Here is a 26,937-nt window from a genome sequence, read left to right on the forward strand (position 1 = left end):
GACCAGGTAGAGGGCCACGGCGGCGACGACGATCCAGAGGGCGTTGATGGCTTCGCCGCGGCGCAAGGCCACGACACTCAACGCACAGGCTCCCAGAACAGCCACGGCAAACCAGGCGAGGTGTTTAACCAGACGGGTTGTCATTGCATGTCTCCTGCCGATATCCAGTGGATTGCGGCGATTGTTTTTATAGTTCGCCCCGGCTATTCGGAGCGGCCCTAATATCCGGGTAAGTCATCAATAAATAAATCCGTAGTACTACGTAGACGCGCAATTGCGCCTGTGGGAGCGGGGCTTGTCCGCGGGAGAGTCATAGACCGCGGCGCCTGCATCGTCGGATCGCCGCCCGGAGCAAGCTTTGCTCCCACAGGTTTGCTCCCACAAGCTTTGCTCTCAGGTTTTATGTCTCCTATTCAGTGGGAGGTTTGACATATGATGCCGAGCATTCACCACCGTCGCGTCGAGTCCCGACAGGAGTGCAGATGCTGCTCAAACACAAGATCGTCGCCCTCGGGATTCTGCCGCTGGTCCTGGCGATTGCTGTCATTTGCGCCTTGGTCATTTCGCTCAATCGCCAGTTGGGCGACCAGCAGGCACAACTGATCGAAGACAGCATCCTGGCGAGCAAACGCGCCGAGCTGAAGAACTACGTCGAAATGGCGCAGAGCCTGATCGCCCCGCTGTATAACAACGGCCAGGGCGACGAACGCGCGCAACAGCAGGTGCTGGAAGAGCTGCGCAAGCTCAGCTTCGGCATCAATGGCTATTTTTTCGTGTATGACCGCCAGGGCCGCAGCCTGATGCATGCCCGCCAGTCGGAACTGGTGGGGCAATACCTCTGGGACATGAAGGACCCCCATGGCCTGCCCGTCATCCAGGCCCTGATCAAGAGCGCGGAATCCGGCGAAGGTTTCCAGCGCTATGCCTGGAACAAGCCCTCCTCCGGCCAGGTCACCGACAAGCTGGCCTATGTGGTGATGCTCGATCGCTGGGGCTGGATGCTTGGTACCGGGATCTACCTGGAGGATGTCGAGCGCGCCACGCAGCAAGCCCGCGATGAAGTCGCCAACGGTATCCACACCACTATGCAGGCCATCGCCGCGATCGCCCTGGTCGCGGTCCTGCTGGTGTTTGCCGGCGGCATGACCCTCAATGTCAGCGAGCATCGCCTGGCCGATAAAAAGCTCCAACGCCTGAACCAACGCATCGTCAGCCTGCAAGAAGAGGAACGCTCGCGGGTGTCCCGCGAGCTCCACGACGGCATCAGCCAACTGCTGGTGTCGATAAAATTCCAGTTCGAACTCGCCAGCCACGTCCTGGAAAGCGGCCAGGAAAACGGCCTGGGCATCCTGAAAAACGCGACGGATCGGCTGGGCGACGCCATTGGCGAGATCCGCAGCATCTCCCACGATTTGCGCTCCTCCCTGCTCGATACCCTGGGCTTGCCCGCCGCCATCGGCCAGCTCGCGGCCGAGTTCCAACAGCGCAGCGGGCTGGAAGTGTCCTACCGAAGCAACGAGTTCGATTGCCGCCTGGAAAATGGTGCGCCGGTCTCGCTGTTTCGCATCGCCCAGGAAGCCTTGACCAATATCGAGCGTCACGCCGGGGCAAAAAGCGTCGGCATCACCCTGTTCGGCTCCAGCCAGTCCTTGCGCCTGACCGTGGTGGACGACGGCATGGGCTTCAACGTCCCCCAGGTCGAGCGCGGCCATGCCGGCATCGGCCTGCGTAACATCCGCGAACGGGTGGAACATTTCGGCGGCCGACTGGAAGTGACCTCGGTGCCGGGACGAAGCGAACTGGATGTCCTGCTGCCCATGAACCTGTCGGCGACGGAAAGCTGATGCTCCCCATCACCAAGAGTACTTGCCGATGAGCCTTGCCCCCGCGATCCGCGTCGCCCTGGTCGATGATCACTCCCTGGTCCGCGACGGTATCCGGGCCCTGCTGTCCGTCATGCCCCGGCTGGATGTCGTGGGCGAAGCCGAGAACGGCGCGCAGGCCATCGAGATGGTCGGACGTTGCCAACCAGACCTGCTGCTGATGGACATCGGCCTCAAGGACATGAACGGACTGGAACTGACCCGGTTGCTGGGCAAGCAATACCCCGGCCTCAAGATTCTGATCCTCAGCATGTACGACAATCATGAGTACGTGAGCGAGTCGGTGCGCTGCGGCGCCAGCGGTTATGTACTCAAGAACGCCCCTTCGCGGGAAATCCTCGCGGCCATCGAAGCGATCATCAGCGGCGGCACCTTCTACAGCGCCGAAATCGCCCAGCGCCTCGCCACCGACCCGATGAGCGATAACGAACTCACACCGCGCGAGACCCAAGTGCTGTCCAAGATGGTCCAGGGCCTGAACAACAAGGAAATGGCCCGGGAACTGGACATCAGCGTGCGCACCGTCGAGACCCACCGCTTGAGCATCCGCCGCAAGCTCAACATCGACAAACCCGCCGCCTTGGTGAAATACGCCATCGATCATGGGATCATTTCGCGCTGACCCTTCCCTTCATCCTTGCGAGACGTCCAATCCTCATGAAAAACATAACAAGCACGATGACGTTCTGTGGCCTGCTGGCGCTCTGCGGCAATGCCTTGGCCGAGCCGGCAACTTCGCACCTGGACCAGGTCCTGCAAAGCGGCGAGCTGAAGGTATGCACGACGGGCGACTACAAACCCTATACCTACAAGGCTGAAACCGGCGAATACGAAGGGATCGACATCGACATGGCGCGCACCCTGGCGGCCAGCCTTGGGGTCAAGGTGCAATGGGTGCAGACCACCTGGAAAACCCTGATGCCGGACATGCTGGCGGGCAAATGCGACATCGGCATGGGTGGCATCTCGGTAACCCTGGAACGCCAGAAAAAAGCCTATTTCAGCGACACGCTGGATGTGGACGGGAAGATCCCGCTGGTGCGCTGCGAAGACCAGTCCCGCTACCAGACCCTCGAACAGATCAACCAGCCTTCGGTGCGCCTGGTGGAACCGGCGGGCGGCACCAACGAAGCCTTCGTACGCGCTTTCTTGCCCAAGGGCCAACTCAGCTTCCACGACAACGTGACCATCTTCCAGGAGCTATTGGACAAGAAGGCCGACGTGATGATCACCGACGCCTCGGAAGCGCTCTACCAGCAGAAACTCAAGCCGGGCCTGTGCGCCGTCAACCCCACGCACTACCTGCAATACGGCGAGAAGGCCTACCTGCTGCCGCGGGACGACACCACCTGGAAAATGTACGTCGACCAGTGGCTGCACCTGAGCAAGGCGAACGGCAGCTACCAGAAAGTCATCGGGCAATGGTTGGCGGTGCCCGGAGCGCAGTGACGGTCAGTTGGCCGGAAAAAACCGTAGAACAGCTTGCTCGCGATGAAGACGATGCGGTTTCCAGGAAACCGAGGCGCCTATCGCGAGCAAGCTTTGCTCCCACAGCAACTGGCGGGCGTTCACAGATCTGGTGTTCACCCAGGCCCCCTGTGGGAGCAAAGCTTGCTCGCGATGGCGCGCAGATCAAGCTTGCTGCAAGCCCTTGGCGGTTCGTTGCATGCCCACGAAACGCGGCAAGGCTTCGATGCTGCCCAGCCATGCCCGGACGTTCGGGTAGTCGGTCAGTGCGACGTTGCCCTCGGGTGCGTGGGACACGTAGGTGTACGCGGCAACATCGGCAATGGTCGGTTTTTCACCGGCCAGGAAGCGGCTTTGTCCCAGTTCCTGCTCCATCACCGCCAGCAAGGCATGGGAGCGCTTGATGGCGTCTTCGGCGTCATAGCCGGCGCCGAACACCGTGATCAGCCGGGCGGTGGCCGGTCCCTGGCTGATCTGGCCTGCCGCCACCGACAACCAGCGTTGCACCCTGGCCTGGCCCAGTGGATCGCTGGGCAGCCATTGCCCGTTGCCATACTTGGTCGCGAGGTAGACCAGGATTGCGTTCGAGTCGGCCAGGACGGTGCCGTTGTCATCAATCACCGGCACCTGGCCGAAACGGTTGAGGGCGAGGAACTCCGGGGTCTTGTGCTCGCCCTTGAGCAAGTCGACGAATACCAATTCGGTGGGCAGGCCCAACAGTGAAAGCATCAGCTCGACGCGATGGGCGTGGCCCGACAATGGGTGGTGATACAGTTTGATTGCGTGCTCAGACATGATTGAACTCCGTGTTGTTGGCGCTCGAAGCGGTGATCGCGTCGATGGCGCCATCCTCTGCTCCTGGCCGAGGTAGCGGAATAACCAGCTTTTACAATCCAGTATTTCAGTGGCTGAAACAGTTGCTCACCAGCCACACAGGCCACCAGGCCTCAAGCATCAACGGCCCTGGGCCTGGCTTGCTTCCAGCTGCCGGTCATCAAGGCGTTGGGCGTAAAACTCGCGATGCTGGTCGGGCATCCACGTGCGCACCAGTTGGGGGCTGCGTCACCTCTCTTGCCAAGGGGTGTACGTCAGTGGAGTCATCTTCGGCCTAAAGTGAAAACGCCGGAATACGCACTAACTGCAATCCACCGTTTCAAGAAATGGAACGGTGGGATCACAGATAGAGAGATGGGAGCAATCGTCGCGCCGGTTTGCCTAGTTCTCACCTGACTCATCGCCTGATCCGACCGCTGGCGGCATCAGGGTCTCGAGGATGGCGTCGCGACAGGTCGCCAGAATTTCATCGGCCAGGGGCGAGTCGTCGGGACAAGCCCGTGACAGGACAAGAGCGCCCACCATATGGGCCATGAGCGCCAGGCGCTTGGCACGTGCCAGGGCAGGATCCCCGCCATTCGATTGCCCCTCGCCTTCACGCAGGATGTTCAGCTGAGTCTCGATGCCAGCGGCAAACGTGGCGCGAACCTCTTCTTTGCGCGCAGCGTCACCGCACAGCGCCGCCAGGGTGCATCCCGTGGCCCGGTCATCGCGGTGCGATCGGGACAGATAAAGCTCCACGAACTCTACGGGCGATACCCCGGCCATCAGTGCTGTGGATTGCCCGAGGCTGCAGGCCGACGACTCCGCCATCAGGTCGGCCTTGGAGTTGAAATGCTTATAGAACCCGCCCTGGGTAAACCCGGCGGCGGCCATCAGATCCGCGATGCCAACACCGTCATAACCGCGCTCTCGAAACAGCGTCGAGGCGGTTTCCACGATATGCGCGCGATTCGCCTGTACCTGTTGCTTGCTGACTTTCATCGTCCATTCACCCGGTTCACACAGGACGACACTATACATTGATGTCAGTCGACATCAAACTGTTGACATTTTTAGAGTTCGACCATAATCATAAAGACACTTACTTCCCTGCCAACCCAAACACCAGGAAATCCAAAATGAATGCGCTTGCAACCGTCCTCATCACCGGAGCCTCCAGCGGAATCGGCGCCATCTACGCCCAGCGCTTTGCCCGGCGCGGCCATGACCTTGTCCTGGTCGCTCGGGACAAAGACCGTCTCGATGCCTTGGCCCTTCGCCTGCATGAAGAACACGGCGTCGCTGTCCAGGTGCATCAGGCCGACCTGACCGACGCAGCCGACCTCAGTGCACTCGAAACGCGCCTGCGTGAAGACCATCGCATTGGCGTGTTGATCAACAACGCCGGCATCGCCCAGTCCGGCGGGTTCGTGCAACAAAGCGCCGAGGCCATCGACAAACTCGTTTCCCTCAACATCGTTGCGCTGACCCGCCTGGCAGCCACGGTGGCGCCGCGTTTCGCCCAGTCGGGCAGCGGTTCGATCGTCAACATCGGTTCGGTGGTGGGTTTTGCTCCCGAGTTCGGCATGACGGTGTATGGCGCGACGAAGGCGTTCGTACTCTTCCTTTCCCAGGGTCTGCATCTGGAATTGTCGCCCAAGGGCGTGTACGTCCAAGCGGTGCTGCCGGCGGCGACCCGCACGGAGATCTGGGAGCGCGCAGGGATCGACCTCAACACGATCCCCGAGGTGATGGACGTCGAGGAACTGGTCGACGCGGCCCTGCTCGGTTTTGATCGTCGCGAGCCGGTCACCATTCCGCCATTGCATGCAGAGGGCCGCTGGGACGCGCTGGACCAGGCACGCCAAGGCTTGCTGTCGGACATTCGACAAGCTCACGCCGCCGAGCGCTACCAGCCATAACACCGGACCTCATTTCAGACACGTGGGAATCAGAGCAATTGAAAGCACTCACCTTCAAACGTTACGGCAAGTCGCCCGACATCGACCTCGCGCAAGTCGCCCGGCCGACCATCAAGGCAGATGAGCTGCTGGTCGAGGTTCACGCCGCCGGGTTGAATCCAATCGATAACATGATTCCCACGGGGATGTTCAAACCCGTGTTGAAGTTCCAGTTACCGGCCATCATGGGCAGCGATCTGGCTGGTGTGGTGACTGAAGTGGGCAGCGCGGTGACGCGCTTCAAGGTCGGCGATGCCATTTTTGCCAGTCTGTTTGATCTGGGCAACGGATCGATCGCCGAGTTTGCCGCCGTACCCGAGCGTGTCGCCGCGCCAAAACCCGACGCCCTGGACTTCGTGCAAGCCGCGTCGATTCCGATGGTAGGGCTCACCTCCTGGCAGGCGCTGAAAGAGCGCGCCCACCTTGAGCCCGGCCAGAAAGTGTTCATCCCCGCCGGATCAGGCGGCATCGGCACCTTCGCCATTCAGTTGGCAAAACATTTGGGCGCAAAGGTGGCAACGACGACCAGCACAACAAACGTCCCGCTGGTTCGCAGCCTGGGGGCGGACGAAGTGGTCGACTACAAGAAACAGGCATTTGAACACGTACTGGGCGGTTACGATGTGGTACTGGGCACGACCCGGGGGGACGCGATTGAAAAATCCATCGGCATCCTCAAGGCCGGCGGCAAGATTGTTTCCCTCGTGGGTCCGCTGGACAAAGCCTTCGCCAAGGCTCGTCGAATGAATCTGTTGCTCACCTTCGTCTTAGGCTTGATGAGTCGCAAGATCATCGGCTTGGCGAAGAAGAACCACGTCAGCTATTCATTCCTCTTCGTTCGACCCCAGGGGGCGCAACTCCACGACATTGGAAAGCTGATCGACGCCGGGCATATCAAACCGGTGATCGACCAGGTTTTTGCTTTCGAGCAGGCCGGGCAAGCCCTGGAATACCTGGCCCAAGGCCGCTCGAAAGGAAAGGTGGTGGTCAAGATCAAGTGACCGTTGCGTCGCCCGGCGCTCGCGTCAACGCAATCAACCCACCCAGCCGACAGCCGTCTTGGGAATGACGTCGGACTCATCGAGCTTGGAGGCGAACATGCTCACGGCTTCGAGGGCATCGGTCGTGCCGGTCCGGATCTGCACGATAACCAATCCGGCCTGGTCCGCCAGGGTCACGCCGCGCAATGCGCCCTCGTGGGTCACGTTCATGCTGGTCACGGCCTCGCGGGTTTCAGAGAGGATCATGCCGATCATCTCGGCAATCTCCGAGGTCGAGCGGCTGGTGCGCCCGGCCAGTTGCCGGACTTCGTCGGCCACCACCGCGAAGCCCCGACCCTGGTCGCCCGCCCGCGCGGCTTCGATTGCCGCGTTGAGGGCCAACAGGTTGGTCTGGTCGGCGATGCCGCGAATGGTGTTGACGATCGCGGTGATTTCTTCCGAACGAGCGCCCAGTTGCCCGACCAGGCGCGCGGAAGCACCAATATTGTCGGCGATCTGGCGCATCTCCTTGGCCGTCTGATGGATGACTTGCGCGCCCTGCTCGGCTACCCGCTCGGTCTCTGCGGAAATGTGATACGCCCGCGAGGCGCCGCGGGAGTCTTCCTCGAATTTTTCCACTCGTTCGGTGATGTCGCTGGCGAACTTCACAATCTTGCTCAACTTGCCTTCGGCGTCATAGACCGGGTTGTAGCTGGCTTCCAGCCAGACGACCTTGCCGTTCTTGCCAATGCGCTTGAATTGACCGCTGAAAAATTCACCGTTGTTGAGCCGACGCCAGAAATCGCTGTACTCCGGGCTGCCGACCAGGCTCGGCTCGCAAAACATCCGGTGATGTTTGCCTTTGAGTTCAGCCAACGTGTAGTTCATGACATTCATGAAGTTGTCGTTTGCGGTCAGGATGTTGCCGCCCAGGTCGAACTCGATCACGGCCATCGCACGATCGAGTGCCGCTAGCCGACCACGGATTTCGGCCTCACTGGCCACCTTGGCGGTGACGTCGAGCGCGTACTTGACCACCTTCACCACACGCCCCTGCTCGTCCACGACCGGACTGTAGCTGGCTTCCAGCCAGATGTGCCGGCCCGATGCGCCACGGCGCTGAAACGTACCGGAAACGAACTGGCCGGCGCGCAACTGATTCCAGAACTCGCGGTACTCGGCACTGCCCACCAGGCCCGGTTCGCAGAAGTCCTTGTGCCACAGGCCAGCCAGCTGATCGGCACGGTAGCCCATCGTGCGCAAGAAATTCTCGTTCCCACGCAGGACCTTGCCGTCGGTGCTGAATTCGACCACGGCCATCGACCGTTCCAGCGCACCGACCAACCCCTTGTAGGTTGCCAATTCGGCTGTCCTAGCCGTCAGTTCATTTTTTAGCATTGTGTTAAACATGACGTACCCTCGACCGCCCCGGAAGTACAGAGCCTAATATCCGTATCGGCTACCGGGGCGGAGACTGAATGACGCGTGCCCATCATGTTTCGGCGCTAAAACCGACCGACTCCGTCAACTTGGTTCTAAAGGCCTGCAATTTTGGCGACGAGGCCATTTCATGCCGGTCTCGAAATAGACATCAGGCCTACCGACGCGCCCTGGTGAGTCATTAAAAATCATTTTGCCACTAGGCTGCCTTGCAAAAACAATAGGGCCGTCTAGATTCAAAATTGTCTTCAGCCGCGCAAGTCGTTGCGCACACCACAGCCCCTCGAAGCGAGCGTATCCATAGATCTGAAACGTACCGGGCATTGCTTTATTTACTGACAAGGAATCTGTCACTCACAACAAGAGGGATGCTTGATGAAGCATGGCCGTGGGTTTCGTTCGCTCTCGCAAAAGGGACCAGCCGCGCACTTCTGGCTGTCGTTGCTCTGCTTTTCGGGCCTGGTGATCGCCAGCTTCCTGCTGTTTGAACAGCAGATCCAGGGTTTGCTGGCCCAGCTCAATCTGTACCTGCCCTCCACACCGACGCAAACCTTCAACGTGGCGCTGCTCCTGATCGCCTTGCTGGCACTGGACGTGGTGTTGCCGGTGCCTTCGAGCATGGTTGCGCTCCTGGCCGTAGCCATGCTGGGCAGCCTCGGTGGTTACCTGGTGATTTTCATCGGCCTTTGCCTCGGTGCCGGATTGGGCTACGCACTGGGGGCTGGCTATTTTCGCCTGCTGGCGGGTCGCCTCGGCCTGCACCAGCGCCAGCCGGGACAACTGGGCTACCGGTTGGGCACATTGTCACTGATCTGCCTGCGCGGTATACCGGTATTGGCGGAGACCTCGGTGGTGGCCGCCGGCATGCAACGTTATCCGCTGCCCGCGTTCCTGTTGGTCACCACCCTGGCCAATGCGGGCCTGGCCTTGGCCTACAGCGCTATCGGCAGTTTTCTCGTCGAGCAGAACGCCTTGCTGGTTACCCTCCTCGCCAGCATGGTACTGCCCGGGCTTTTCCTCGCCGGCTACAGTCTGGTCAAAAGCCTGCGTAAACATGACGCCGAGCAGTCGCTGCACGGGCGTTTCAAGGTTCACTACGACTACCCGGTGGTGTTCACCGATCATCTGTTCGATCCGCTCAATCCGTGCCTGCACCGGCAGCTCACCCATGGACAGCGGCGGCCAGTGACCGTGCTGGTGTTTGCCGATGAGCAGTTGCTCAACAGCGCCTCTCAGCTGCCGGGGCAGATCGAGGCCTACTTTGCCGCCCATGCTGCGGACCTGCATCTGAAGACCGCACCAATCGCCGTGCCTGCCGGCGAACTGAGCAAGGACGCCCAGGTGCTGCAGCGACTCTACGCCGACATGCTGCAACAGGGCCTGGACCGGCATTGCCATGTCCTGGCCCTCGGCGGCGGCGCGGTGCTGGACGCGGTGGGCTACGCCTGCGCCACGTTCCATCGCGGGATTCGCCTGATCCGCGTGCCGAGTACCGTGCTCGCCCAGAACGATGCAGGGATCGGTGTGAAAAACGGCATCAACGCCTTCGGCCAGAAGAACCTGCTGGGGGCGTTCTACCCCGCCACGGCGGTGATCAACGACTTCCAGTTGCTGACCAGCCTCACCCGTCGCGACCAGATCGCCGGGCTGGCCGAGGCGGTCAAGGTGGCACTGATCAAGGACGCGGTTTTTTTCCAATGGATGGAGCGAAACGCCGATGCCCTCGCCCGCTTCGATCATTCGGCCAGTCGCTACGCCATCCACCGCTGCGCCGAACTGCACCTGGCCCACATCACCGGTGCCGGTGACCCGTTCGAGCGCGGCAACGGACGGCCATTGGATTACGGCCACTGGGCCGCACACAAACTGGAGAACCTGAGTCGTCATCGGCTGCGCCATGGTGAAGCCGTGGCGGTGGGCATGGCCCTGGACGGCCTCTACGCCAATGCCCTGGGGCTGTTGAGCGATGCCGATACCGTGCGTGTCCTGGCCCTGCTGCTCAAGCTCGGTTTCTGCCTGAACCCGCCGGAGCTGTTCCTGAAGGACGCCCAGGGGCGTTCACAGGTGCTGCTCGGGCTGGAGGAGTTCCGCCAGCATCTGGGCGGGCAGCTCTCCATCCCCCTGCTCAACCGGATCGGCGAATCGCTGGACGTGCATGAAATCGACAACGCGCAAATGGAACTGGCGCTGCAACGGCTGTCGAGCCACGCCGCGCCGGTGCTCGGCTTGAACGAGAGCTACCAATGAACCAGACATCGTCCGACCTCAAGACCTGGATGACCCTCGGCCGGGTCTCCAACCTGCCCACGGTGTGGACCAATGCCCTGGCCGCGACCTTGCTCGCCAGCAGCGCCGGAGCCCTGGCGCCGCCGTCCTCGCTGGTGTGGCTCCTGCTGTTGGCCGCGCTGTCGCTGCTGTACCTGGCCGGCATGTTGCTCAATGACCTGCTCGATGCCGACTGGGACCAGCGACACCACAACCCGCGCCCGATCACCCTGGGCCTGGTCACTCGAACACAAGTGCGCCTGGCGACGGCGTTGCTGCTGACACTAGCCGCCGCCGCGCTGCTGGGGCTTAGCCAACTGATCGAGCAACCCCACTGGCTGTTGGGCAGCGCCACCGTACTGGTCGGCTGCATCCTGGGCTACAACCTGTTGCACAAGAAGTACGCCCACAGCGTCTGGTTGATGGGCGCCTGCCGTTCGACCCTCTATCTCACCGCAGCAGCGAGCCTGGCGATGCCGCCGCAGCCGATCTGGCTCTGCGCCATTTTGCTCGGGGTCTACATCAGCGGCCTGACCTACCTGGCCCGCGAGGAACACCGCAACCAGTTGCTCAGTCGCCTGCCCCTGCTGCTGATGTTGAGTCCGCTGACCCTGGCGATCTACAGCGACAACCCCTGGTTCTGGCCGGTGCTGCTGCTATGGCTGGGCTGGCTGGGCTGGCTGGGCTGGCACTACTGGCATCACCTCGCCAACCCGCGCCAACGGAAAGTCCGGGCCTTTATCGGCGCCGGGCTGGCGGCCCTGCCGCTGTTCGATGCCTTGGTGCTGGCCGTCGCCAATCAGCCTTGGGGCAGCCTGGCCTGTGTCCTGGTGTTTTTCCTGCTCCCTCACTTCCAACGCTGGGTCAAACCGACATGAACATGAACGTCACGACGCCGTCATCGACGGCCCTGCAAATGCGGCGCGAGTGTCTCAACGAACAACGCCAACGCTTGTCCCGACAGTTGGATGGCACCGAGCTTCGCTGGTGGCAGGCGGCACAAGCGCAACTGGCACAGGACCCGACGGCCAATACCACCGTGCTGTTGAGCAGCCAATGCAAACGCCAGATCAAGGACCAGCCGATGCCCGACAACGCCGGTTGGAGCACGCTCCAGCTTGCACGGGCGCTGCTGCTGGCCGGGGTGCTGGAGCCACACGCCCTCGACGCGCAATTGCCCTTGCTGCGCCAGTTGTTCCTGTGGGGCGACGATCAGGAAAAAATCGCCCTGCTGAAGGCCCTCGATTGGTTCGACAGCCAAGGCCTGTGTGTGGACTTGGCCTTGCAGGCCGGACGCACCAGCAACAGCCAGGTGTTCGCCGCCCTCGCCCTGGACACCCCTTACCCCTCGCGGCACTACGACGAGCGGGCGTTCAACCAACTGGTGCTCAAGGCATTGGGCATGGGCCTGGACGTACGCCGGCTGATTGGTCTGGAGCAACGCCAAGGTGTGTCGCTCAACCAATTGGCACTGGACCTTCTGGACGAACAACTCGCCGCCGAACGAACCGTCTCCGCCGGGCTGCCGGTGGTGATCGCCTTCAACCTGCTCAGCCCCGCCCAACAGCAACGGCTGGTGGGCTTGAACCGACAGCAACGGCTGCCGCCGAACTGGCGCGAGCACCTGGCCGACGCTTGATCAAACGGACGTCGCGTCGCTTTTTTCCCTGATGAGGATTCACCATGCCCAAGTATTTCGACCCGCATATCCATATGGTCAGCCGCACCACCGACGACTACCAGAACATGGCCGCCGCCGGCATCACCGGGGTGATCGAACCGGCCTTCTGGCAGGGCCAGGCCAGGACCAGTGTCGGCAGTTTCGTCGATTACTTCGACACCCTGCTGGGCTGGGAACGCTTTCGCGCCAGCATGTTTGGCATCCACCATTTCTGCACCATCGGCCTCAACCCCAAGGAGGCCAATGACTTGTCCCTGGCCGATGAAGTGCTGAGGATCCTGCCGCGCTACCTGGTGAAGGACGGTGTGGTGGCGGTGGGTGAAATCGGCTACGACGACATCACCCCCGAAGAGGATCGCTTCCTCGCCGCACAGCTGGAACTGGCCAGGCAATTCAACCTGCCGGTGCTGGTCCACACCCCGCACCGTGACAAGATCGGTGGCACCAAGCGCACCCTCGCGGTCATTCGCGAAGTGGGCATCGCCGAGCACCTGGTGATCATCGACCACCTCAACGAACTGACCCTGCCCCTGGTGCTGGACAGCGATTGCTGGCGCGGCCATTCCATCTACCCCAACACCAAGATGTCGGAACAGCGCATGGTCGCGCTGCTCAAGGAGTACGGCACGGAAAAAATGGTGGTCAACAGCGCCGCCGACTGGGGCATCAGCGACCCGCTCAAGGTGCCCAAGACTGGCGCAGCCATGCTCGCCGCCGGCTTCAGCGAAGCTCAGGTCGAACAGGTGCTGTTCCACAATCCGGTGGATTTTTTCGCCCAGAGCGGCCAGTTGGACAAGACCCTGGTGAGCACTCCGCTACCGATCGATCAACGTCGCCAGTGGCAGGACAACTCCGCCCTGCGCGGCCAGGAACCGGTGATCAAATGAGCGCCGCCACGGGTTGGGCTGCCGCGCAGATCGGCTATTGCAGCAACGTGCACCCGACCCGTGATCTGGTCGGGCTCCGATCATCCATCGAACGGCATTTCCAGGGTGTACGCACATTGCGCGGGCTGGAAGAACAGGACAGCGGCTTGTGGATCTGTGCCCGCGCCGCGACCGAACTGCAACAGCCGTCGGCCCGCGCGGCGTTTTTCAAGCTGTTGCAACGCAGCGGCCTGCGCCTGACCTCACTCAACGGGTTTCCCTATGGTCAGTTTCATCTGGGCGCGGTAAAGGCCGAGGTGTACCTGCCCAGTTGGGCCGAGCCCGAGCGCCTGGCCTATAGCCTGGACCTGGCGCGGATTCTGGCCGAGGCGTTGCCGGCGGACGTTGATCAAGGGGTGATATCCACGGTGCCTTTGGGCTACGCCGCCAGTTGGTCCCCACGGTTGCAGCGGCGTGCCGAATCCATGCTGCGCCAACTCACGGCGTCGCTGGCGCGGCTGTATCTGGAGACAGGCAAGAAGATCGTGTTCTGCCTGGAAATGGAGCCCGACTGCGTGCTGGAAAACACTGACCAGGCCATCGCCTTCTTCCGCCACTGGCAAGCCACGGACCGGCACCATGAACACCTGGCGTTGTGTTTCGACGTCTGCCACCAGGCCGTGATGTTCGAGGACTGCTATCAGTCGCTGGAGCGGTTGCGACAAGCCCGGGTGCCCATCGGCAAGATCCAGCTGTCCAATGCGCTGATTTGCCACCTGCCCGAGGACGACAAGCGCCGCGCGCAGGTGCTGCAGACATTGGGCGGCTTCGCCGAAACCACCTACCTGCATCAAGTCAAGGCCCGCGACGAACAGCAACGGCTGGCGGCCTGGGCAGACCTGCCGGAGGCCCTGGACGACTGCGCAAGCAACCTGCAACGCCCGCCGGAACTGAGGATCCACTTCCACATTCCGCTGTTCAGCGAACACTTGCTCCTGCCCGAGCTCAGCGGCAGTCAGGTCGCCCTGGCGCAGACCTTCGACTTCCTCGCCGAGCATGGGGATTTCCGTCCGGTGCTGGAGGTGGAAACCTACAGCTGGGGCGTACTGCCCGCCCAGTTGCGGCCCATCACCGAGCACGCCCAGCTCCAGGGAATCGGCGCGGAGTTGCAGTGGGTCGAGGACCAGTTGCGCCAGCGGCAATTGCTGCAACAGCCAACGCGGGAGGCGTGCGCCGATGTCCTCTGAACGCCCGCGCCAGCCGTTGCTGTTGATTAACGTGGTCGGCCTGACACCGGCACTGCTGGGGGCCGCGACGCCGCACATCAATGCATTGCTGAAAACGGCCAGGATGACCAGCCTGCAACCGGTGTTCCCCGCCGTCACCTCCACGGTCCAGGCCTCGATCCTCACCGGCCTGCCGCCATCGGAGCACGGCATCGTCGGCAACGGTTGGTACTTTCGCGATCAGGCCGAGGTACGTTTCTGGCTGCAACCCAACGCATTGATGCAAGGCGAAAAGGCCTGGCAGACGCTCCAGCGGCAGATTCCCGGGTTTCGCTGCAGCCAGTTGTTCTGGTGGTACAACATGTACGCGGACGTGACGGCGGCCATTACGCCACGGCCCCATTATCCAGCCGATGGACGCAAGTTGTTCGGCCTGTATTCGGCACCTGCCACGTTGCACGAGCAGATCGAACAGCAGATCGGCGAGTTCCCCTTCGCCAGCTTCTGGGGGCCGGCCGCCGGTATCGCGTCGAGTCGCTGGATCGTCGATTGCGCCATCGCCGAATTCCAGCTCGATCGGCCGGACTTGCAACTGGTCTACCTGCCCCACCTGGATTACTGCCTGCAACGACTGGGGCCAGACGATCCGTCGATTGCCGACGAGGTGCGGGCCATCGACGGCGAAGTGGGTCGCCTGCTCGCCTTTGCCCAGGCGCAAGGCGCGGCGGTGATGCTGCTCTCCGAGTACGGCATCGAAGCCGTCCGGCAATCCGTCTCCATCAACCGGGTGTTGCGCTCGGAAGGCTTGTTGCAAGTCCGCCAGTCGCTGACCTGGGAACTGCTCGACCCCGGTGCCTGCGCCGCCTTTGCCGTGGTCGATCATCAGGTTGCGCATGTCTATGTACAACGGCCCCAGGACATCCCGTGGGTCAAGGCCCTACTGCAACGCCAGACCGGTATCGCCCGGGTACTGGACAAAGCCGAGCAACGGGGCTGGCAACTGGATCATCCGCGCAGCGGCGAGCTGGTGGCCGTGGCGGCGCAAGGGTATTGGTTCGATTACTACTACTGGTTCGACGATCGCAAGGCCCCCGATTTTGCCCGCACCGTGGACATTCATCGCAAGCCGGGCTACGACCCGCTGGAGCTGTTCGTCGATCCGGCGATCCGTTTCCCGAAACTGAAAGTGGCGCGCCGCCTGCTGCAAAAGAAGCTCGGCTTTCGCTACTACATGGACTTGATCCCGCTGGACACAACACTGATACGCGGCAGCCACGGACGCCTGCCCGAGAGCCCCCGGACCGGTCCGCTGCTCATCACCGATTGTGATCTGCCGTTGCCCCAGAATCTTGCGGCCACGGCGGTGAAGCAACTGCTCCTGGAACACTTCCTGGGGCGCTCCTCTACCGATCCGGCCAATGCCAAGGAGATTCCATGCGGCGAGCCATTTCCATAACTGTTCTCAGTGCCCTGGCCGGTTTGGCTCAGGCGCAGGACACCAACAATGTCGATTGCACCAACTTCCTGAAATTCGGAACCAACGCCGACCAGACCCTGGCCGCGTTCAACAACAGTCCCGAGACCATGGCCTGGAACTGGTTCGTCTGCCTGAACCAGTCCGACGCCAAGGGCTACAACCGTCAATGGGAGTTGTTCAAACCTTCCGACCAGGTCTATCTGCCCAATGGCGCCAACCCCGGCTCGTATGACAGCCGCATGACGCCACCGAGCGAGGTGCTCAGGCAAGCCCAAGCCCTGGGGCTGAACCCGAACCGCGTCCTGCACGACCTCAACGCGGTCCAGCAGGTCGACGGCCTGACCCTGGAAATGGGCGGCGCCGCCGTACCTGAGACGCAAAAAGGCCATGTCGTGCGCTTTCAACTGCTGATGTCCCAGGACACTTACGACTACATCGTCAAGAAGAACGTGTACAACATGAACGGTCAGGATGCCCTGACGAGCAACCTGACCTTTCCGGCCACCGCCTGGGAAGTGAAAGCCGCCTGGCTGTGGATCGGCGCGGACATGGCCTACAAGAAGAGACTGGAAAGCGACGGCTACTACGTCGCCCAGGCCTATTACCCAGTGGGCACCGGGTACAAGGTCGGCTACGCGGCGTTGAGCGGCTTGCACGTGGTCAACAAGCTGACCCCCAACTGGGTCTGGACCACCTTCGAAAACGTCAACAACCACAAGTACACCGTGACCAAGGACTATCCACCCAAGCCGATGAAAAACCTCACCGGACCGACATCGGCCGCCATACCGGTCAATAGCCAGTTCCAGACCAATAACCCGGCGTTGTCGAAGTACGAGCTGATCGGCGTGGAATTCCAGCCCATTACCCAGGTCCTGGCGAACTCGCAGTTGGAGTCGGCGTTCCAGGACACATCGTCCTGCCTGGCCTGCCACGGCACCGCCGCCTACTCGAAGAACAACGGTTACTTCAATTTCGCCATCCCGACCCAAGGCGGTCTCACCTACCCCACCACGCCGCTGCCGGAGAAGGACTTCACCGGCTACAACAAACTGGATTTTGTCTGGTCGCTCAAACGCGCCCAATGGCAACGCTAAGGAGAGCATGACATGAGCGTACTGAATTTCCCCCGCATCTACCTCAACGGCGAGATGTTCTGGAACCCGCCGACGGCCAATAACAACGACATGTTCCCGCTCTATGACGCGGTGAAGATGGACATCAACTGGCCGTTCGTGAAGCACTTCGGCGTCGACCAGCACAATGCCCCCGACAGACTGATGCCCTGGACCGTCTCCACGCAGTACATGGCTCACATGCCGACCTACGTACAGCAGGTGCCGGGCAATATCAATCTGAAGCATGACCCGTATATGCCCGCCGAATGGGACCTGTTCGGCGATAACGGTTGCGGCCTGGTGAACTACGGGCAAACCACGTCGACCGTCATCGGCGGCGAACTGCAGGCCAATACCTACATCGATCATGATCCGCTGGTCGGCAAGCAATACCAACTGCTCGGCAGCCCCCTGGGCAGCTCTGCCCCGACTGCGGCGCGCTTCGTGGATATCAGCCCATGGCAGAACACGTTCACGGCGCTGTATTTCGACAAACTGGTGTTGGGGGATGCGTCCTGTGGCCTGACCCTCAATCGCAAGTACCGGATGATGGACCGTTTCCTGAACTTCAGTTGGGGAGCCCTGGGCGGCCTGGTGAACGTCAGCACCACCTGGCAGACCTGTTTCCCCAAGGAGAACCTGGAATGGGTGATCGGCAACTCATCCCTGCTGACCAACCTGAAGCGGCAGATGGAGCAGCAAGGGGCGCAGGGCCTGATGTTCCGGTTTTCCGTCTATCTGACCTGCTACGACAAGAACGGCATATTCAACGATTACCCGCAGCGCCTGAACACCCGCTCCAACGACCCGCTAGTGATGGCGAATGTGCGTGACCTGTACAACAAAGGCTTGAGAAACGTCAACCAGATCTTCTTCAACCCCGCCTACAGCCGCACCTCGGCAGTCCTGGGGCTGTGGTTCGCCAACGAATACCCCACCGCCCCCGCCGGGCTGCGCCTGGTGCCCAATCAGCCCGTATCGATGGTCCAGCCGGGGCAGGACAAGCAAAACGCGCAGTTGGGTGTTATCTCGGCGCAGTTCACCGGCAACGTCCTGTCGCTGGATCTGAGCAACACGTTCCCATGCTATCCGGTGAACCCCAACGCCGACATTCTCGTTCCGGAGAAATTCAATTCCGGCGGCTACTTGTTGGGGGTCCGCAAGGACGGACAATTCACCGCGGCGGCCGGCTTCGGTTTCGAGCAATACCAGCAATCTGCCTTTGAAAAACGCTCAGGCATCCTCGACCTCACGCTCAGCGCCGAGGCCAAGAGCATCCTGCAGTCCGGTCCTCTGCTGCTGCAACAGCGCAACCCGGCCCCGACCCCTTCGATAATGGCCGCCGGACAGCAACTGTGGACCGCCGAAGTGATCGAGAGCGGCAGCTTCATCGATGTCGGTGACCGCAAGACGCTGAGCATCATGGTGCAGAAAAATGGTCAGCCGGCCGCCAACACCACGTTGTATGTGGCGGAGTACGGCAACCCCTACATGGTGACCACCAGCAACTATTACCTGGCGTTCAGTAACGCGGCCGACTTCACGCTGTTCTACGACAACCCGCCGGACCGCCTCAAGAACACCGCCTGCCTGCCACAGTTCACCGACGTGCCCCCGGTCGCACTCTATCGCAACACCGGCAGCGGTCGCGGGCTGACCGACCTGCAGGACGTGCCCCAACCCGTGGGCAATCCGGTTAGTTATCAACACTTTCTCAACGTTTCCGGTACACCGGTCGCCGTCGACCTGCGCCCCTGCCTGGTCTTCGAAAAAACCCACACGGGCACCGGTACGCTGCAGGACAATAAGGCCAGCGTCAGTTATTCCTACGCCGTTATCACCACCAACGCCCAAGGCATCGCCCAGATAGGCTGCCGGGCTGTGGCGCCGGGCTTCCCGACCTTGCGCTTCTTCGTGCAGGAGAACGACAAAAAACCGGTCATTCCCTTCAGCTTTCCACTCACCCAGGCCTTCGTCGACTTCCTCGCGCCAATACGGGTCCTGCCGCTGGACATGAAGTTACAACAGGACTTCATCGATACCTGGAACGGCATGTGCACTTCCACGGACGCCCCGGAGAAGATATGGAGCACGTTCATCTTTCCGAAAGTCCTGCAGACCTTCTTTTACCTCTACCCCATCATGAACAAGTACATGCCGCTCGACTCCCGCACGCGCGTGGAGGGTGCCGTCGACCAGTTGATCCTATTGATCAGCAAGCCGAACCAGGAAGAAAGCACCCTCGCGATGCCCATCACCCGTGACCTGTCGCAAAGCCGTCGCGCCATACTGGAGCTATGGGCCAAGCGTCTGGTGAAGCTCAACTTTCCGCCCAAGACGCTCTCGATGAGCGACTACAACAACCTTTGACGTTTTACGCAGGATGACCGGGTGGCGCGTCCGCCACCCGGCACTTCACAGGAGGTGTCCTATGAAAACCATCTTGAACCGGCTGTTGCTGTTGATCCTGCTGCTGAGCCCGCCGCTGTTCGCCCAACAGGACAGCGGCGCCGTGTACTTCACCATGGGCGTCCACAACACCGAGGGCTGTAACGAACAGAACGGCAATTGCATCGCCAAGCGTCTGCCGGGCGAGCCCTCGGATCCATTTTTTCCGGCGTTCTGGATCAGCGACTGGACCATGTACCGGGTGATGCACAACTACGAAAAGAACCCGCCCCCCTACAGCAACCCACCCTCCACCCTCACACCGGCGGACTACACCGTCTCCCGGGGCACCAGCTACTACGACACCACCTATATCCCGGCCGACGGCGATGGTTTCGGCGCGATGATGGAGCACTACGAGAAATACTGCCTGCCGATCTTCCCGATCAAGAACAACAACTACACCTGCTCCTTCGTGTCCCTGGGCAACAAGGCCTACTTCCTGACCTACCCACAAGACCGGCCCAAGGACATGCCGGCCTGCTGCATGTTCTCGCCGATGAACCATCCACCGCGGCAGGATTTCATTCAGCACCTGCCCTACAGCGCCGCGCGCAGCCAGAACCTCGATGGCAGCGTGCAAGCCTATGCCGTGGACGTCGACTCGCCAGACGGTCCGATCCTGTTCGGCTACGCCTTCTACAAGAAGGCCACGGGGCAACCGCCGTACCGGCATCCGCAGTCGTTCTATTTCTCCGGTGACGCCAGCGTCGCCAACGCGCCGATCGTCAGCCAGAACTACACCAACTTCCGCATCGCCAAGCCCGACGCCGCCCAGACCTGGGCACAGGTGGCCGCGATGTGCCCTGCCAACCCGCCACCGTGCCAACTGTTCGAACCGCCAGCGTCACTCAGCAACGGCCAGAAGGCCCAGTGGAACAAGCTCATGCAGCGCAAACCCTGACCCAAGCGAAGGATCGCCATGAACACTTCATTCCGTTTTAGCGTGATGCTGCTAAGCCTGGCCAGCCTTCCGGCCCTGGCCCTGCAAACCCCGGAACAGGCCAGACCGGCGTCCCAGGCCACGAGCCTGAACTGTCAGCCTCCGACCACGGCGCCCGCCGCCTCGGCCAGCCAGGACCAGTTCGATCAATACAGTTGGCAGCTGTTCATCGCCATGAACTGGCCCGCCCAGGCCGGGCAGCGTGGCGATCCCGACTGCTCCAAGCAACCGGGGGACCCGGGCTACACCGTCTGGCAGACCTACAAGAGCGTGGAGGAAACCTTCCTGCCGGGCGCGGTCAATCCGGGGCCATGGAACAGCCCGCAGCGGGCCAAGAGCCTGGGCATCATCAACATCGCTGCCTTGAAGAACAGCACCCAGGTCAACGCCGTCGACCAGGCGGTGGGCGGCTGGCTGATCGATCAGGCCGGCAACCCGACCTACTACGACATTTCCTCCAACGAGGCCTCCTACAACTACATCGTCGCCAACGATTTCTATAACGCTGAGGTGGTTTCCAAAGCCAACAACATCAACTTCCCCAACGGCGTCATCGAGATCAAATCGAGCTGGCGCATCCTCACCTCCAACGACAACGCCAGCCACTACCTGACCATGCTCGCTCGCGTCGCGACCTTCGATGACCAGGGCCAGCGCACCGGGGTCACCGAAGCCTACCTGGGGCTGGTGGGCCTGCACGTCATCACCAAGGTCAGCGGCTATCCGCAGTGGATCTGGTCGACCTTCGAGCAGGTGGACAACGTGCCGCCCAAGGTGATGGCGCACGGTGAATGGGTCGACCAGCCCACACCCGGCACGGCCTATTCCTATTTCAACGCCGCGACCCCGGTCGCCGCCCTCAACCAATCGCCCTGCGACTGGCAGACCCAGGCCGGACACCTGGTCTGCGTGCCCAAGCCCGGCACCACGTTCCAGACCCCGAACCCGCTGAACCGGGTCACTCCGATCGCCGAGATTACCAACGAGGTCAACAACCGTTACCGCAGCGACCCGGACCTGCAAAAAAGCGTGCTCAAGTACTACCAGCTCATCACCACCCAGCGTCCGCTGATGCCGGACAACCCCAGCAACCCACTCGGCCAGCCGACACCCGCACTGTCGGCCAACGTGACCATGGAGAGCTACATCCAGCCCAACAGCAGTTGCATGAACTGCCACTCCATGGCGACACCGGTCAAGAGCCCCTACAAGGCCGACTTCTCCTACATGTTCAAGTTCGCCAACGCACCGGCCGGCAAAACCACCCAGGACAAGGAATAGACCATGAGCATCCTCAATGGACCACGATTGAACTTCTGGGGCGGCATCCGCACGGACGTCAGCCTGCCAAACAACTCGCCAACCATTCCCTACGATGGCAACGATGACTGGCCGCTCTTCGACCTGACCACCTCGACCCTGGCACCGAGTGCCGAGTCCTACACTGACGACGACTTGAACAACATGATCAATGCCCCCACCGGCAACTACTACACCGCCGGCGGCTGGAATCACTACGGGCAGCATGTGGTGGACATGCAGAACGCCCTGATCAGCTCCCAGGGCGTCCCGGGTACCATCAGCACCACTGGCGATCTGGTGGGCCAGGCCGTCTACCTGCTCGGCTCGGTGGACCCGGTGACCGGCCAAGGCCCGGTGTCGGGCCCGATGATGGTGGACCTGGACCCCACCTCCTCGACGACCACCCAGATCTTCGTCGGCGGTTTGCAGATCGGCGGCAACGACAACATCCAACTGCTGATCCGCAATAACACCGTGTGCAGCAGTTTCGACATGGCGGGCCGTGTGCTGTTGCCGGCGAAAATGGATGCGCCGGGGTCTTTCCATGCCAGCGGCACCTTCCAGCTGACCTTTCCCATGAGCAGCATCGTCAGCTGGAACCAGAACAGCGCCGGCCTGCGCTCGATCATCCAGGCGCCAGGAGCGACGGGCATCGTCCTGCGTTTCGTCATGTTCGAAATGTGCCCGACGATGACCACCGAACAACTGGACGCCGACTACGCCGCCGGCAAGTACACGCCCAACCCGAGCATCGGCCGGGTCATCGGCACCTTGGCTCCGGCGTTCGCCGACGAGCCGCTCAATTGCCAGCCGGGCCGGCAACTGGTCAACCAGGCCACGGGGAATGCCGGTTATGCCGACCTGGGCAACACCGGCTACTTGAGCATCGACATGGTCAACGTCATTCCGAAGGAAACCTTCAGGGCCGTCAGGGACGACATCACCAGCCCTATCGGGCCCAACGCGAACTATGGGACCGTGACCATCAGCGCCGGCACCACAACGCTGGGCACACTGGACCCGACCAGCCGCCCATTGGTGGACTACTACGTGTACGGCGGCATCGTCGACCTGCCCATGACCGCCAACCAGCAGCAGGCGGTACGCACCTCGGCCCTGGCGATCAGCGCCCCCGACAAGGTCGCCGGGACCACCCTGAGTGCCACCGAATCGACCTATCGGATCTACGCCGACCAGCGCAACGTCTACCTGGACGACCATCCCGATGGCGTGTCGATCACGTTGCAGGTCAGGTACCTGGGCGGAGCGGTCCCCAGCACGACCGAAATCGACCTGCAGGCAATACCGGCAGCTAATCCCCCCACCTATAAAGAACCGCAATACTGGGATTTCCTCGACTACCCCAAATCGCTGACGATAAACGCCGGTCAACTGGCGGTCAGCTTCCCAGTCACCGTCAAGTCGGGCACTGCGGCCCAGGCGGGTTTCGTCGCCCTGACTTGCACTGCCAATGGCCTGGACAGCAGCGCCTATTTCACCAACTTCCGCAAATACGCCCAGACCGATTTCGGCATTGCCGCGGGCACCACCATCACCTGGCCGCTGATGTACCCCAACGTCCTGCGCTTTCATTACCTGGCCTTCCCCGCCATGTCGCGCTACATCCCGCTCAACCAGCCGGACGCGGTCATGGGCGCCAAGAACCCGATCCTCGCTCGCACCTCGGACGCCTACAAGGGCACGACGCTGTTCATGCCCGTGGTGCGTTCGATGTCGCCCTGCCAGCGGGCACTGCTGAGGGCCTATCTCACCGGTGAACCGTGGCAGCCGCCGCAATGACCGCGACTCTTCCCGTGCCAGGAGAAACACTGATGCCCATACCCATTCATATCCCTGCACAACCCGCTGAGAACTTGTGTCCCAGCACCGTCATCGCCGAAGGCCTGCTCAACCCTCGGGGCATGTGCTTGCAGGCCGACGGCAGCCTGCTGCTGGCCGAAGCCGGCTCGGGCCTGCCGGACCAGACCTTCAGCGGTCGCATCAGCCGGCTGCGCCCGGATCCCGAAAGCCCCGGCGCCTACTTGCCCCGCGAGACCGTAGCCGATGGTTTTCGCGCCATGAACATGCAGGCCCGCATGCTGCGCGACGAAATCATGGGGCTGTCGGACATCGCTTGCGGCGATGGACGCTGTTTGGCCAGCCAGACCGATTACGTCGGGGGTTCCAAATTACTGGATCTTCGCTACACGCCACCAGAACCGGTGTTTCACGGTCGCGGCAACCTGAATGCGCTGTGTTACCACCCGACCCGCCGCAGTTGGCTGGCCGTCAAGCCCGACACCAATCAGTTGGTGGAATTCACCACAGGCCAGGAGGAACGCGTACTGGTCCAACTGCCTGGCCTGGACCGCGGTCAGGAAGCCGTCCCGGTGACCCTCGTGTACGAACCGGCGACCGACGCGGTGCTGATCAGCCTGTTCTCCGGAGAACTGCACGGCGATCCGGCACGCAAGGGCATCGACTTCGCCGACAAGGCCGGCCAGGTGATCCGGGTCGATCCCGCCAGCGGCAGGATCGACGTGCTGGTTCGCGATCTGCAACTGCCCACCGGCCTGGCCCTGCGGCCCGAGGGCAACCTGTTGGTCCTGGAACTCTGCGACCGCCTGCAACAACCCCTGCCGCCGGATTGGCACGGCGAGCCCCTGCATGGCGGTTTCACCCGTTTCAGCGGACGACTGCTCGATTGCAACCTGCAAACGCACCACGTCAGTGTGCTCGCCCGTGGCTTGGACACGCCGTCCAACCTGTGCCTGGTGCAGGATGCGGTGCTGGTCAGCGAAGGCATGGGCCTGACCGGTCGGCGCCTGCCCACGCACGGCCACGACAGCGTTGCGCTCAGTGGCAGGCTGCGGCGGGTGCAGTTCTGAACAGCGGCCAGTGCGCTGCCAATGGGGCGCACTTGACCTCTCTTGCTACGGGGTGCCTGGGCTGGCGTCATCGCGAGCAAGCTCAGCTCCCACAAGGATCCCTGGTGTTCACAAATCCCGCATTCACCCAAAAATCGCCTGTGGGAGCAAAGCTTGCTCGCGATAGCCATCTTGCCATTCACCCCGCACTCACACCTCAAACCGATCCCGCTGGGCCGGTCCGCGCTCGGGCGTAGCAGCCCTTTTTTATGAGCGCTCCGCCTGCCTGCGCCCCCCACCTCACCCGATCAACTTCGCATACAGCGGCCGGTCGATATTGCCACCGGACAGAATCACCCCCACGCGCTTTCCCTGCATCGTTTCACGTTCTTGCATGAGCGCAGCCAGCGCCGCAGCGCCCGCACCTTCGGCCAGGTTGTGGGTGTCGGTGTAATACACCCGCATCGCCTCGGCAATTTCAGGATCGCTGACCGACACGATCCGCGCTGCACCGGCCCCGTAAATATCAAAAGCCTCGGCAATCGGCCTGCGCACCGCCAGGCCGTCGGCAAAGGTGTTCGCCGACGCGGTGTCGCACAGCGCGCCCGTCTCGAACGACAGCTTCGCCGCGGCGGCCTCGGTGGACACCACGCCCACCACTTCGGTCTTCAGGCCCAAGGCGTCACGGACGGCGATAACCGAGCAGATGCCTGATCCGCAGCCTATCGGCACATAAACCGTGTCCAGGTCCGGCACCGCGTTGAACAGTTCGAGCGCATAGGTCGCCACGCCCTTGACCAACTCGGGATGGAACGGCGGCACCAGGTACAGGCCATGTACGTCGGCCAGGCGCGCCGCTTCTTCGCGGGCTTCATCGAAGTCGCGACCGTACTCGATCACCTCGCCGCCAAAGCCGCGCATGGCCGCGTTCTTCTCCTGCGAATTGCCCTGCGGCACGACGATCAACGCCTTCAAACCCGAGGTCGCCGCCGCCAGCGCGAGACTCTGGCCATGGTTGCCACGGGTCGCCGTGACGACGCCTTGCGCCTCTGGATGAGCGCGCGTGAGCCAGTGCATGAAGGTGATGCCGCCGCGCACCTTGAAAGCGCCCGTCGGCGTGTGGTTCTCGTGCTTGACCCACACCGTGCATCCCAGTCGTTGCGCCAGCAGCGGCCAGGCGTACTGGGCGGTGGCGGGCATGACTTGGTATACGTGGCGGGCAGCTTGTTCGATATCGTCGCGAGTCAGTCTATGCATGAGTGGCCTCCAGGTTTTCCCTAATCTAACCCGCGACGTCTGACGTCGGCTTTCAGAAAACTGACCTGACTTTCACCCCCTCTCTTCACTACTATGGCGTTCATGAACCCTCGAAACCGCCCGCCATCGCCTCCCTCCGAACCGATCCGCCGGATCGAGGCCGGGCCATGGACGATCGAATTGTTGCCCGGTCGCGCCTACGCGGCCCGCTATGTGGCGTCCCAGCCGGCGATTGGCTTTGCCTTCGACAGCCAGCGCGGTGTGCACGCCATCGGTAGCGATCGCATCCAGCCCTTCCACGCGATGCCCAACGGCCTGGCGTTCGTACCGGCCGGGTGCGACGTGTTTTCCGAATCCCCTGTGGGCGGTGAGTACTTGCGGGTGGTGCGCAACGATGCCGTTGCGCTGGCGGGTCACCATGCGTTCAACAATCGCATCGATCCGCTGGCCATTGTCCTGGCGCATCGCATGCGCGGTGCGTTGCTGCGCGCCACCGTAGAGGACGATTGGGAGGCCTGGGCGCTGGAACTGGCGGCACGGTTGGAGGGAGACGCCATACCATCGACAATCGCCTCGAATGCCCTCAACGGGCGCCGGATGCACCTGCTCGACGAGTTCATTGAGGCAGGTCTGGGCGATCCATTGAGCGTCCAGGCGATGGCAAGGCTGCTTGGGTTGTCCGAAGGCTATTTCATGCGGGCCTTCAAAAGCGCGACAGGCAAAAGCCCCCACGGCTACCTGCTCGACCGGCGCCTGGCCAGGGCCCGAGCCTTGATGCGCGACTCGAGCGCCAGGTTGTCAGACATCGCCCAAGCCTGTGGCTTCAATTCCCAGGCCCACATGACGGCGGCTTTCAGGCAGCGACTTGGTGTCAGCCCGGCACAATTACGCCGTCATTCGGGCGCGTAGATATTAGCCAGGCCTGAACTCCATCCATATC

General features: G+C 62.0%; 22 protein-coding genes and 1 pseudogene. 18 read left to right on the plus strand and 5 right to left on the minus strand.

Annotated elements, in window-relative coordinates:
• Positions 1 to 482 precede the first annotated feature (482 nt).
• From N4Q37_RS25915 to N4Q37_RS25925, 3 genes are read left to right on the plus strand one after another with little or no spacing between them, the layout of a single operon-like run.
• Positions 483 to 1,844: a cache domain-containing protein gene (locus tag N4Q37_RS25915; RefSeq protein WP_260963027.1), complete on the plus strand. Its 1,362-nt coding sequence runs from the start codon at positions 483 to 485 to the stop codon at positions 1,842 to 1,844.
• A 28-nt stretch (positions 1,845 to 1,872) separates the two neighbouring features.
• Positions 1,873 to 2,505, plus strand: a complete 633-nt coding sequence (locus tag N4Q37_RS25920; RefSeq protein WP_260963030.1) for a response regulator — start codon at positions 1,873 to 1,875, stop codon at positions 2,503 to 2,505.
• Positions 2,506 to 2,540: 35 nt separating this feature from the next.
• Positions 2,541 to 3,332, plus strand: coding sequence for a transporter substrate-binding domain-containing protein (locus N4Q37_RS25925; RefSeq protein ID WP_260963032.1), 792 nt, complete (start codon positions 2,541 to 2,543; stop codon positions 3,330 to 3,332).
• A gap of 183 nt (positions 3,333 to 3,515) precedes the next feature.
• Here N4Q37_RS25925 and N4Q37_RS25930 read toward each other — a convergent pair whose 3' ends face one another.
• A complete protein-coding gene (locus N4Q37_RS25930) occupies positions 3,516 to 4,145 on the minus strand; it encodes a glutathione S-transferase family protein (RefSeq protein WP_260963034.1) in 630 nt (209 codons plus the stop codon).
• 420 nt (positions 4,146 to 4,565) lie between these two features.
• Positions 4,566 to 5,168, minus strand: a complete 603-nt coding sequence (locus N4Q37_RS25935; protein ID WP_260963036.1) for a TetR/AcrR family transcriptional regulator — start codon at positions 5,166 to 5,168, stop codon at positions 4,566 to 4,568.
• Positions 5,169 to 5,305: 137 nt separating this feature from the next.
• Between N4Q37_RS25935 and N4Q37_RS25940 the strand changes: the two genes are divergently transcribed.
• Together N4Q37_RS25940 and N4Q37_RS25945 are read left to right on the plus strand one after the other, a co-directional pair.
• Positions 5,306 to 6,088, plus strand: coding sequence for an SDR family NAD(P)-dependent oxidoreductase (locus tag N4Q37_RS25940; RefSeq protein ID WP_260963038.1), 783 nt, complete (start codon positions 5,306 to 5,308; stop codon positions 6,086 to 6,088).
• 38 nt (positions 6,089 to 6,126) lie between these two features.
• Positions 6,127 to 7,128 carry an NADP-dependent oxidoreductase gene (locus tag N4Q37_RS25945; RefSeq protein WP_260963040.1) on the plus strand — a complete coding sequence of 334 codons (1,002 nt, stop codon included), beginning with the start codon at positions 6,127 to 6,129 and terminating at the stop codon, positions 7,126 to 7,128.
• 33 nt (positions 7,129 to 7,161) lie between these two features.
• Here N4Q37_RS25945 and N4Q37_RS28010 read toward each other — a convergent pair whose 3' ends face one another.
• Together N4Q37_RS28010 and N4Q37_RS28015 are read right to left on the minus strand one after the other, a co-directional pair.
• Positions 7,162 to 7,776, minus strand: coding sequence for a methyl-accepting chemotaxis protein (locus tag N4Q37_RS28010; RefSeq protein WP_390897964.1), 615 nt, complete (start codon positions 7,774 to 7,776; stop codon positions 7,162 to 7,164).
• A pseudogene (locus N4Q37_RS28015) lies at positions 7,750 to 8,517 on the minus strand (PAS domain-containing protein); the annotation flags it as partial. The gene N4Q37_RS28010 and the pseudogene N4Q37_RS28015, both read right to left, overlap by 27 nt.
• A 405-nt stretch (positions 8,518 to 8,922) precedes the next feature.
• On the opposite strand from N4Q37_RS28015, the gene N4Q37_RS25955 reads away from it, so the two are divergent.
• The 12 genes from N4Q37_RS25955 to N4Q37_RS26010 all read left to right on the plus strand — a co-directional run bounded on the left by N4Q37_RS25955 (position 8,923) and on the right by N4Q37_RS26010 (position 24,761).
• Complete coding sequence (locus N4Q37_RS25955) at positions 8,923 to 10,794, plus strand: 3-dehydroquinate synthase (protein ID WP_260963044.1); 1,872 nt, start codon at positions 8,923 to 8,925, stop codon at positions 10,792 to 10,794.
• On the plus strand, positions 10,791 to 11,690 hold the full coding sequence (locus tag N4Q37_RS25960) for a UbiA family prenyltransferase (RefSeq protein ID WP_260963045.1): 900 nt from the start codon (positions 10,791 to 10,793) through the stop codon (positions 11,688 to 11,690). Before N4Q37_RS25955 ends, N4Q37_RS25960 begins: the two co-directional genes overlap by 4 nt.
• Positions 11,687 to 12,451, plus strand: coding sequence for an EboA domain-containing protein (locus N4Q37_RS25965; protein WP_260963047.1), 765 nt, complete (start codon positions 11,687 to 11,689; stop codon positions 12,449 to 12,451). The genes N4Q37_RS25960 and N4Q37_RS25965 overlap by 4 nt, the downstream gene beginning before the upstream one ends.
• A gap of 44 nt (positions 12,452 to 12,495) precedes the next feature.
• Complete coding sequence (locus N4Q37_RS25970) at positions 12,496 to 13,380, plus strand: TatD family hydrolase (protein WP_260963049.1); 885 nt, start codon at positions 12,496 to 12,498, stop codon at positions 13,378 to 13,380.
• Positions 13,377 to 14,606 (plus strand): metabolite traffic protein EboE, encoded by a 1,230-nt coding sequence (eboE, locus tag N4Q37_RS25975; RefSeq protein WP_260963051.1) that lies wholly within the window; start codon positions 13,377 to 13,379, stop codon positions 14,604 to 14,606. Before N4Q37_RS25970 ends, eboE begins: the two co-directional genes overlap by 4 nt.
• Positions 14,596 to 16,041 carry an alkaline phosphatase family protein gene (locus N4Q37_RS25980; RefSeq protein ID WP_260963052.1) on the plus strand — a complete coding sequence of 482 codons (1,446 nt, stop codon included), beginning with the start codon at positions 14,596 to 14,598 and terminating at the stop codon, positions 16,039 to 16,041. The genes eboE and N4Q37_RS25980 overlap by 11 nt, the downstream gene beginning before the upstream one ends.
• Positions 16,020 to 17,159: a hypothetical protein gene (locus N4Q37_RS25985; RefSeq protein ID WP_260963053.1), complete on the plus strand. Its 1,140-nt coding sequence runs from the start codon at positions 16,020 to 16,022 to the stop codon at positions 17,157 to 17,159. The genes N4Q37_RS25980 and N4Q37_RS25985 overlap by 22 nt, the downstream gene beginning before the upstream one ends.
• 12 nt (positions 17,160 to 17,171) lie before the next feature.
• Complete coding sequence (locus N4Q37_RS25990; protein WP_260963054.1) at positions 17,172 to 19,550, plus strand: hypothetical protein; 2,379 nt, start codon at positions 17,172 to 17,174, stop codon at positions 19,548 to 19,550.
• A gap of 61 nt (positions 19,551 to 19,611) precedes the next feature.
• A complete protein-coding gene (locus tag N4Q37_RS25995; protein WP_260963055.1) occupies positions 19,612 to 20,532 on the plus strand; it encodes a hypothetical protein in 921 nt (306 codons plus the stop codon).
• An 18-nt stretch (positions 20,533 to 20,550) separates the two neighbouring features.
• Positions 20,551 to 21,852, plus strand: coding sequence for a hypothetical protein (locus tag N4Q37_RS26000; protein ID WP_260963056.1), 1,302 nt, complete (start codon positions 20,551 to 20,553; stop codon positions 21,850 to 21,852).
• 3 nt (positions 21,853 to 21,855) lie between these two features.
• Positions 21,856 to 23,673 carry a hypothetical protein gene (locus N4Q37_RS26005; protein WP_260963057.1) on the plus strand — a complete coding sequence of 606 codons (1,818 nt, stop codon included), beginning with the start codon at positions 21,856 to 21,858 and terminating at the stop codon, positions 23,671 to 23,673.
• A 32-nt stretch (positions 23,674 to 23,705) separates the two neighbouring features.
• On the plus strand, positions 23,706 to 24,761 hold the full coding sequence (locus tag N4Q37_RS26010) for a hypothetical protein (RefSeq protein WP_260963058.1): 1,056 nt from the start codon (positions 23,706 to 23,708) through the stop codon (positions 24,759 to 24,761).
• A gap of 279 nt (positions 24,762 to 25,040) precedes the next feature.
• On the opposite strand, the gene N4Q37_RS26015 is transcribed toward N4Q37_RS26010, so the two are convergent.
• A complete protein-coding gene (locus N4Q37_RS26015; RefSeq protein ID WP_260963059.1) occupies positions 25,041 to 25,997 on the minus strand; it encodes a threonine dehydratase in 957 nt (318 codons plus the stop codon).
• A gap of 93 nt (positions 25,998 to 26,090) precedes the next feature.
• Here N4Q37_RS26015 and N4Q37_RS26020 point away from each other — a divergent pair, with 93 nt between their 5' ends.
• Positions 26,091 to 26,906 carry a helix-turn-helix transcriptional regulator gene (locus tag N4Q37_RS26020; RefSeq protein ID WP_260963060.1) on the plus strand — a complete coding sequence of 272 codons (816 nt, stop codon included), beginning with the start codon at positions 26,091 to 26,093 and terminating at the stop codon, positions 26,904 to 26,906.
• Positions 26,907 to 26,937: the final 31 nt, after the last annotated feature.

It is taken from the genome of Pseudomonas citri (assembly GCF_025336485.1).
Taxonomy (GTDB): Bacteria; Pseudomonadota; Gammaproteobacteria; order Pseudomonadales; family Pseudomonadaceae; genus Aquipseudomonas; species Aquipseudomonas citri.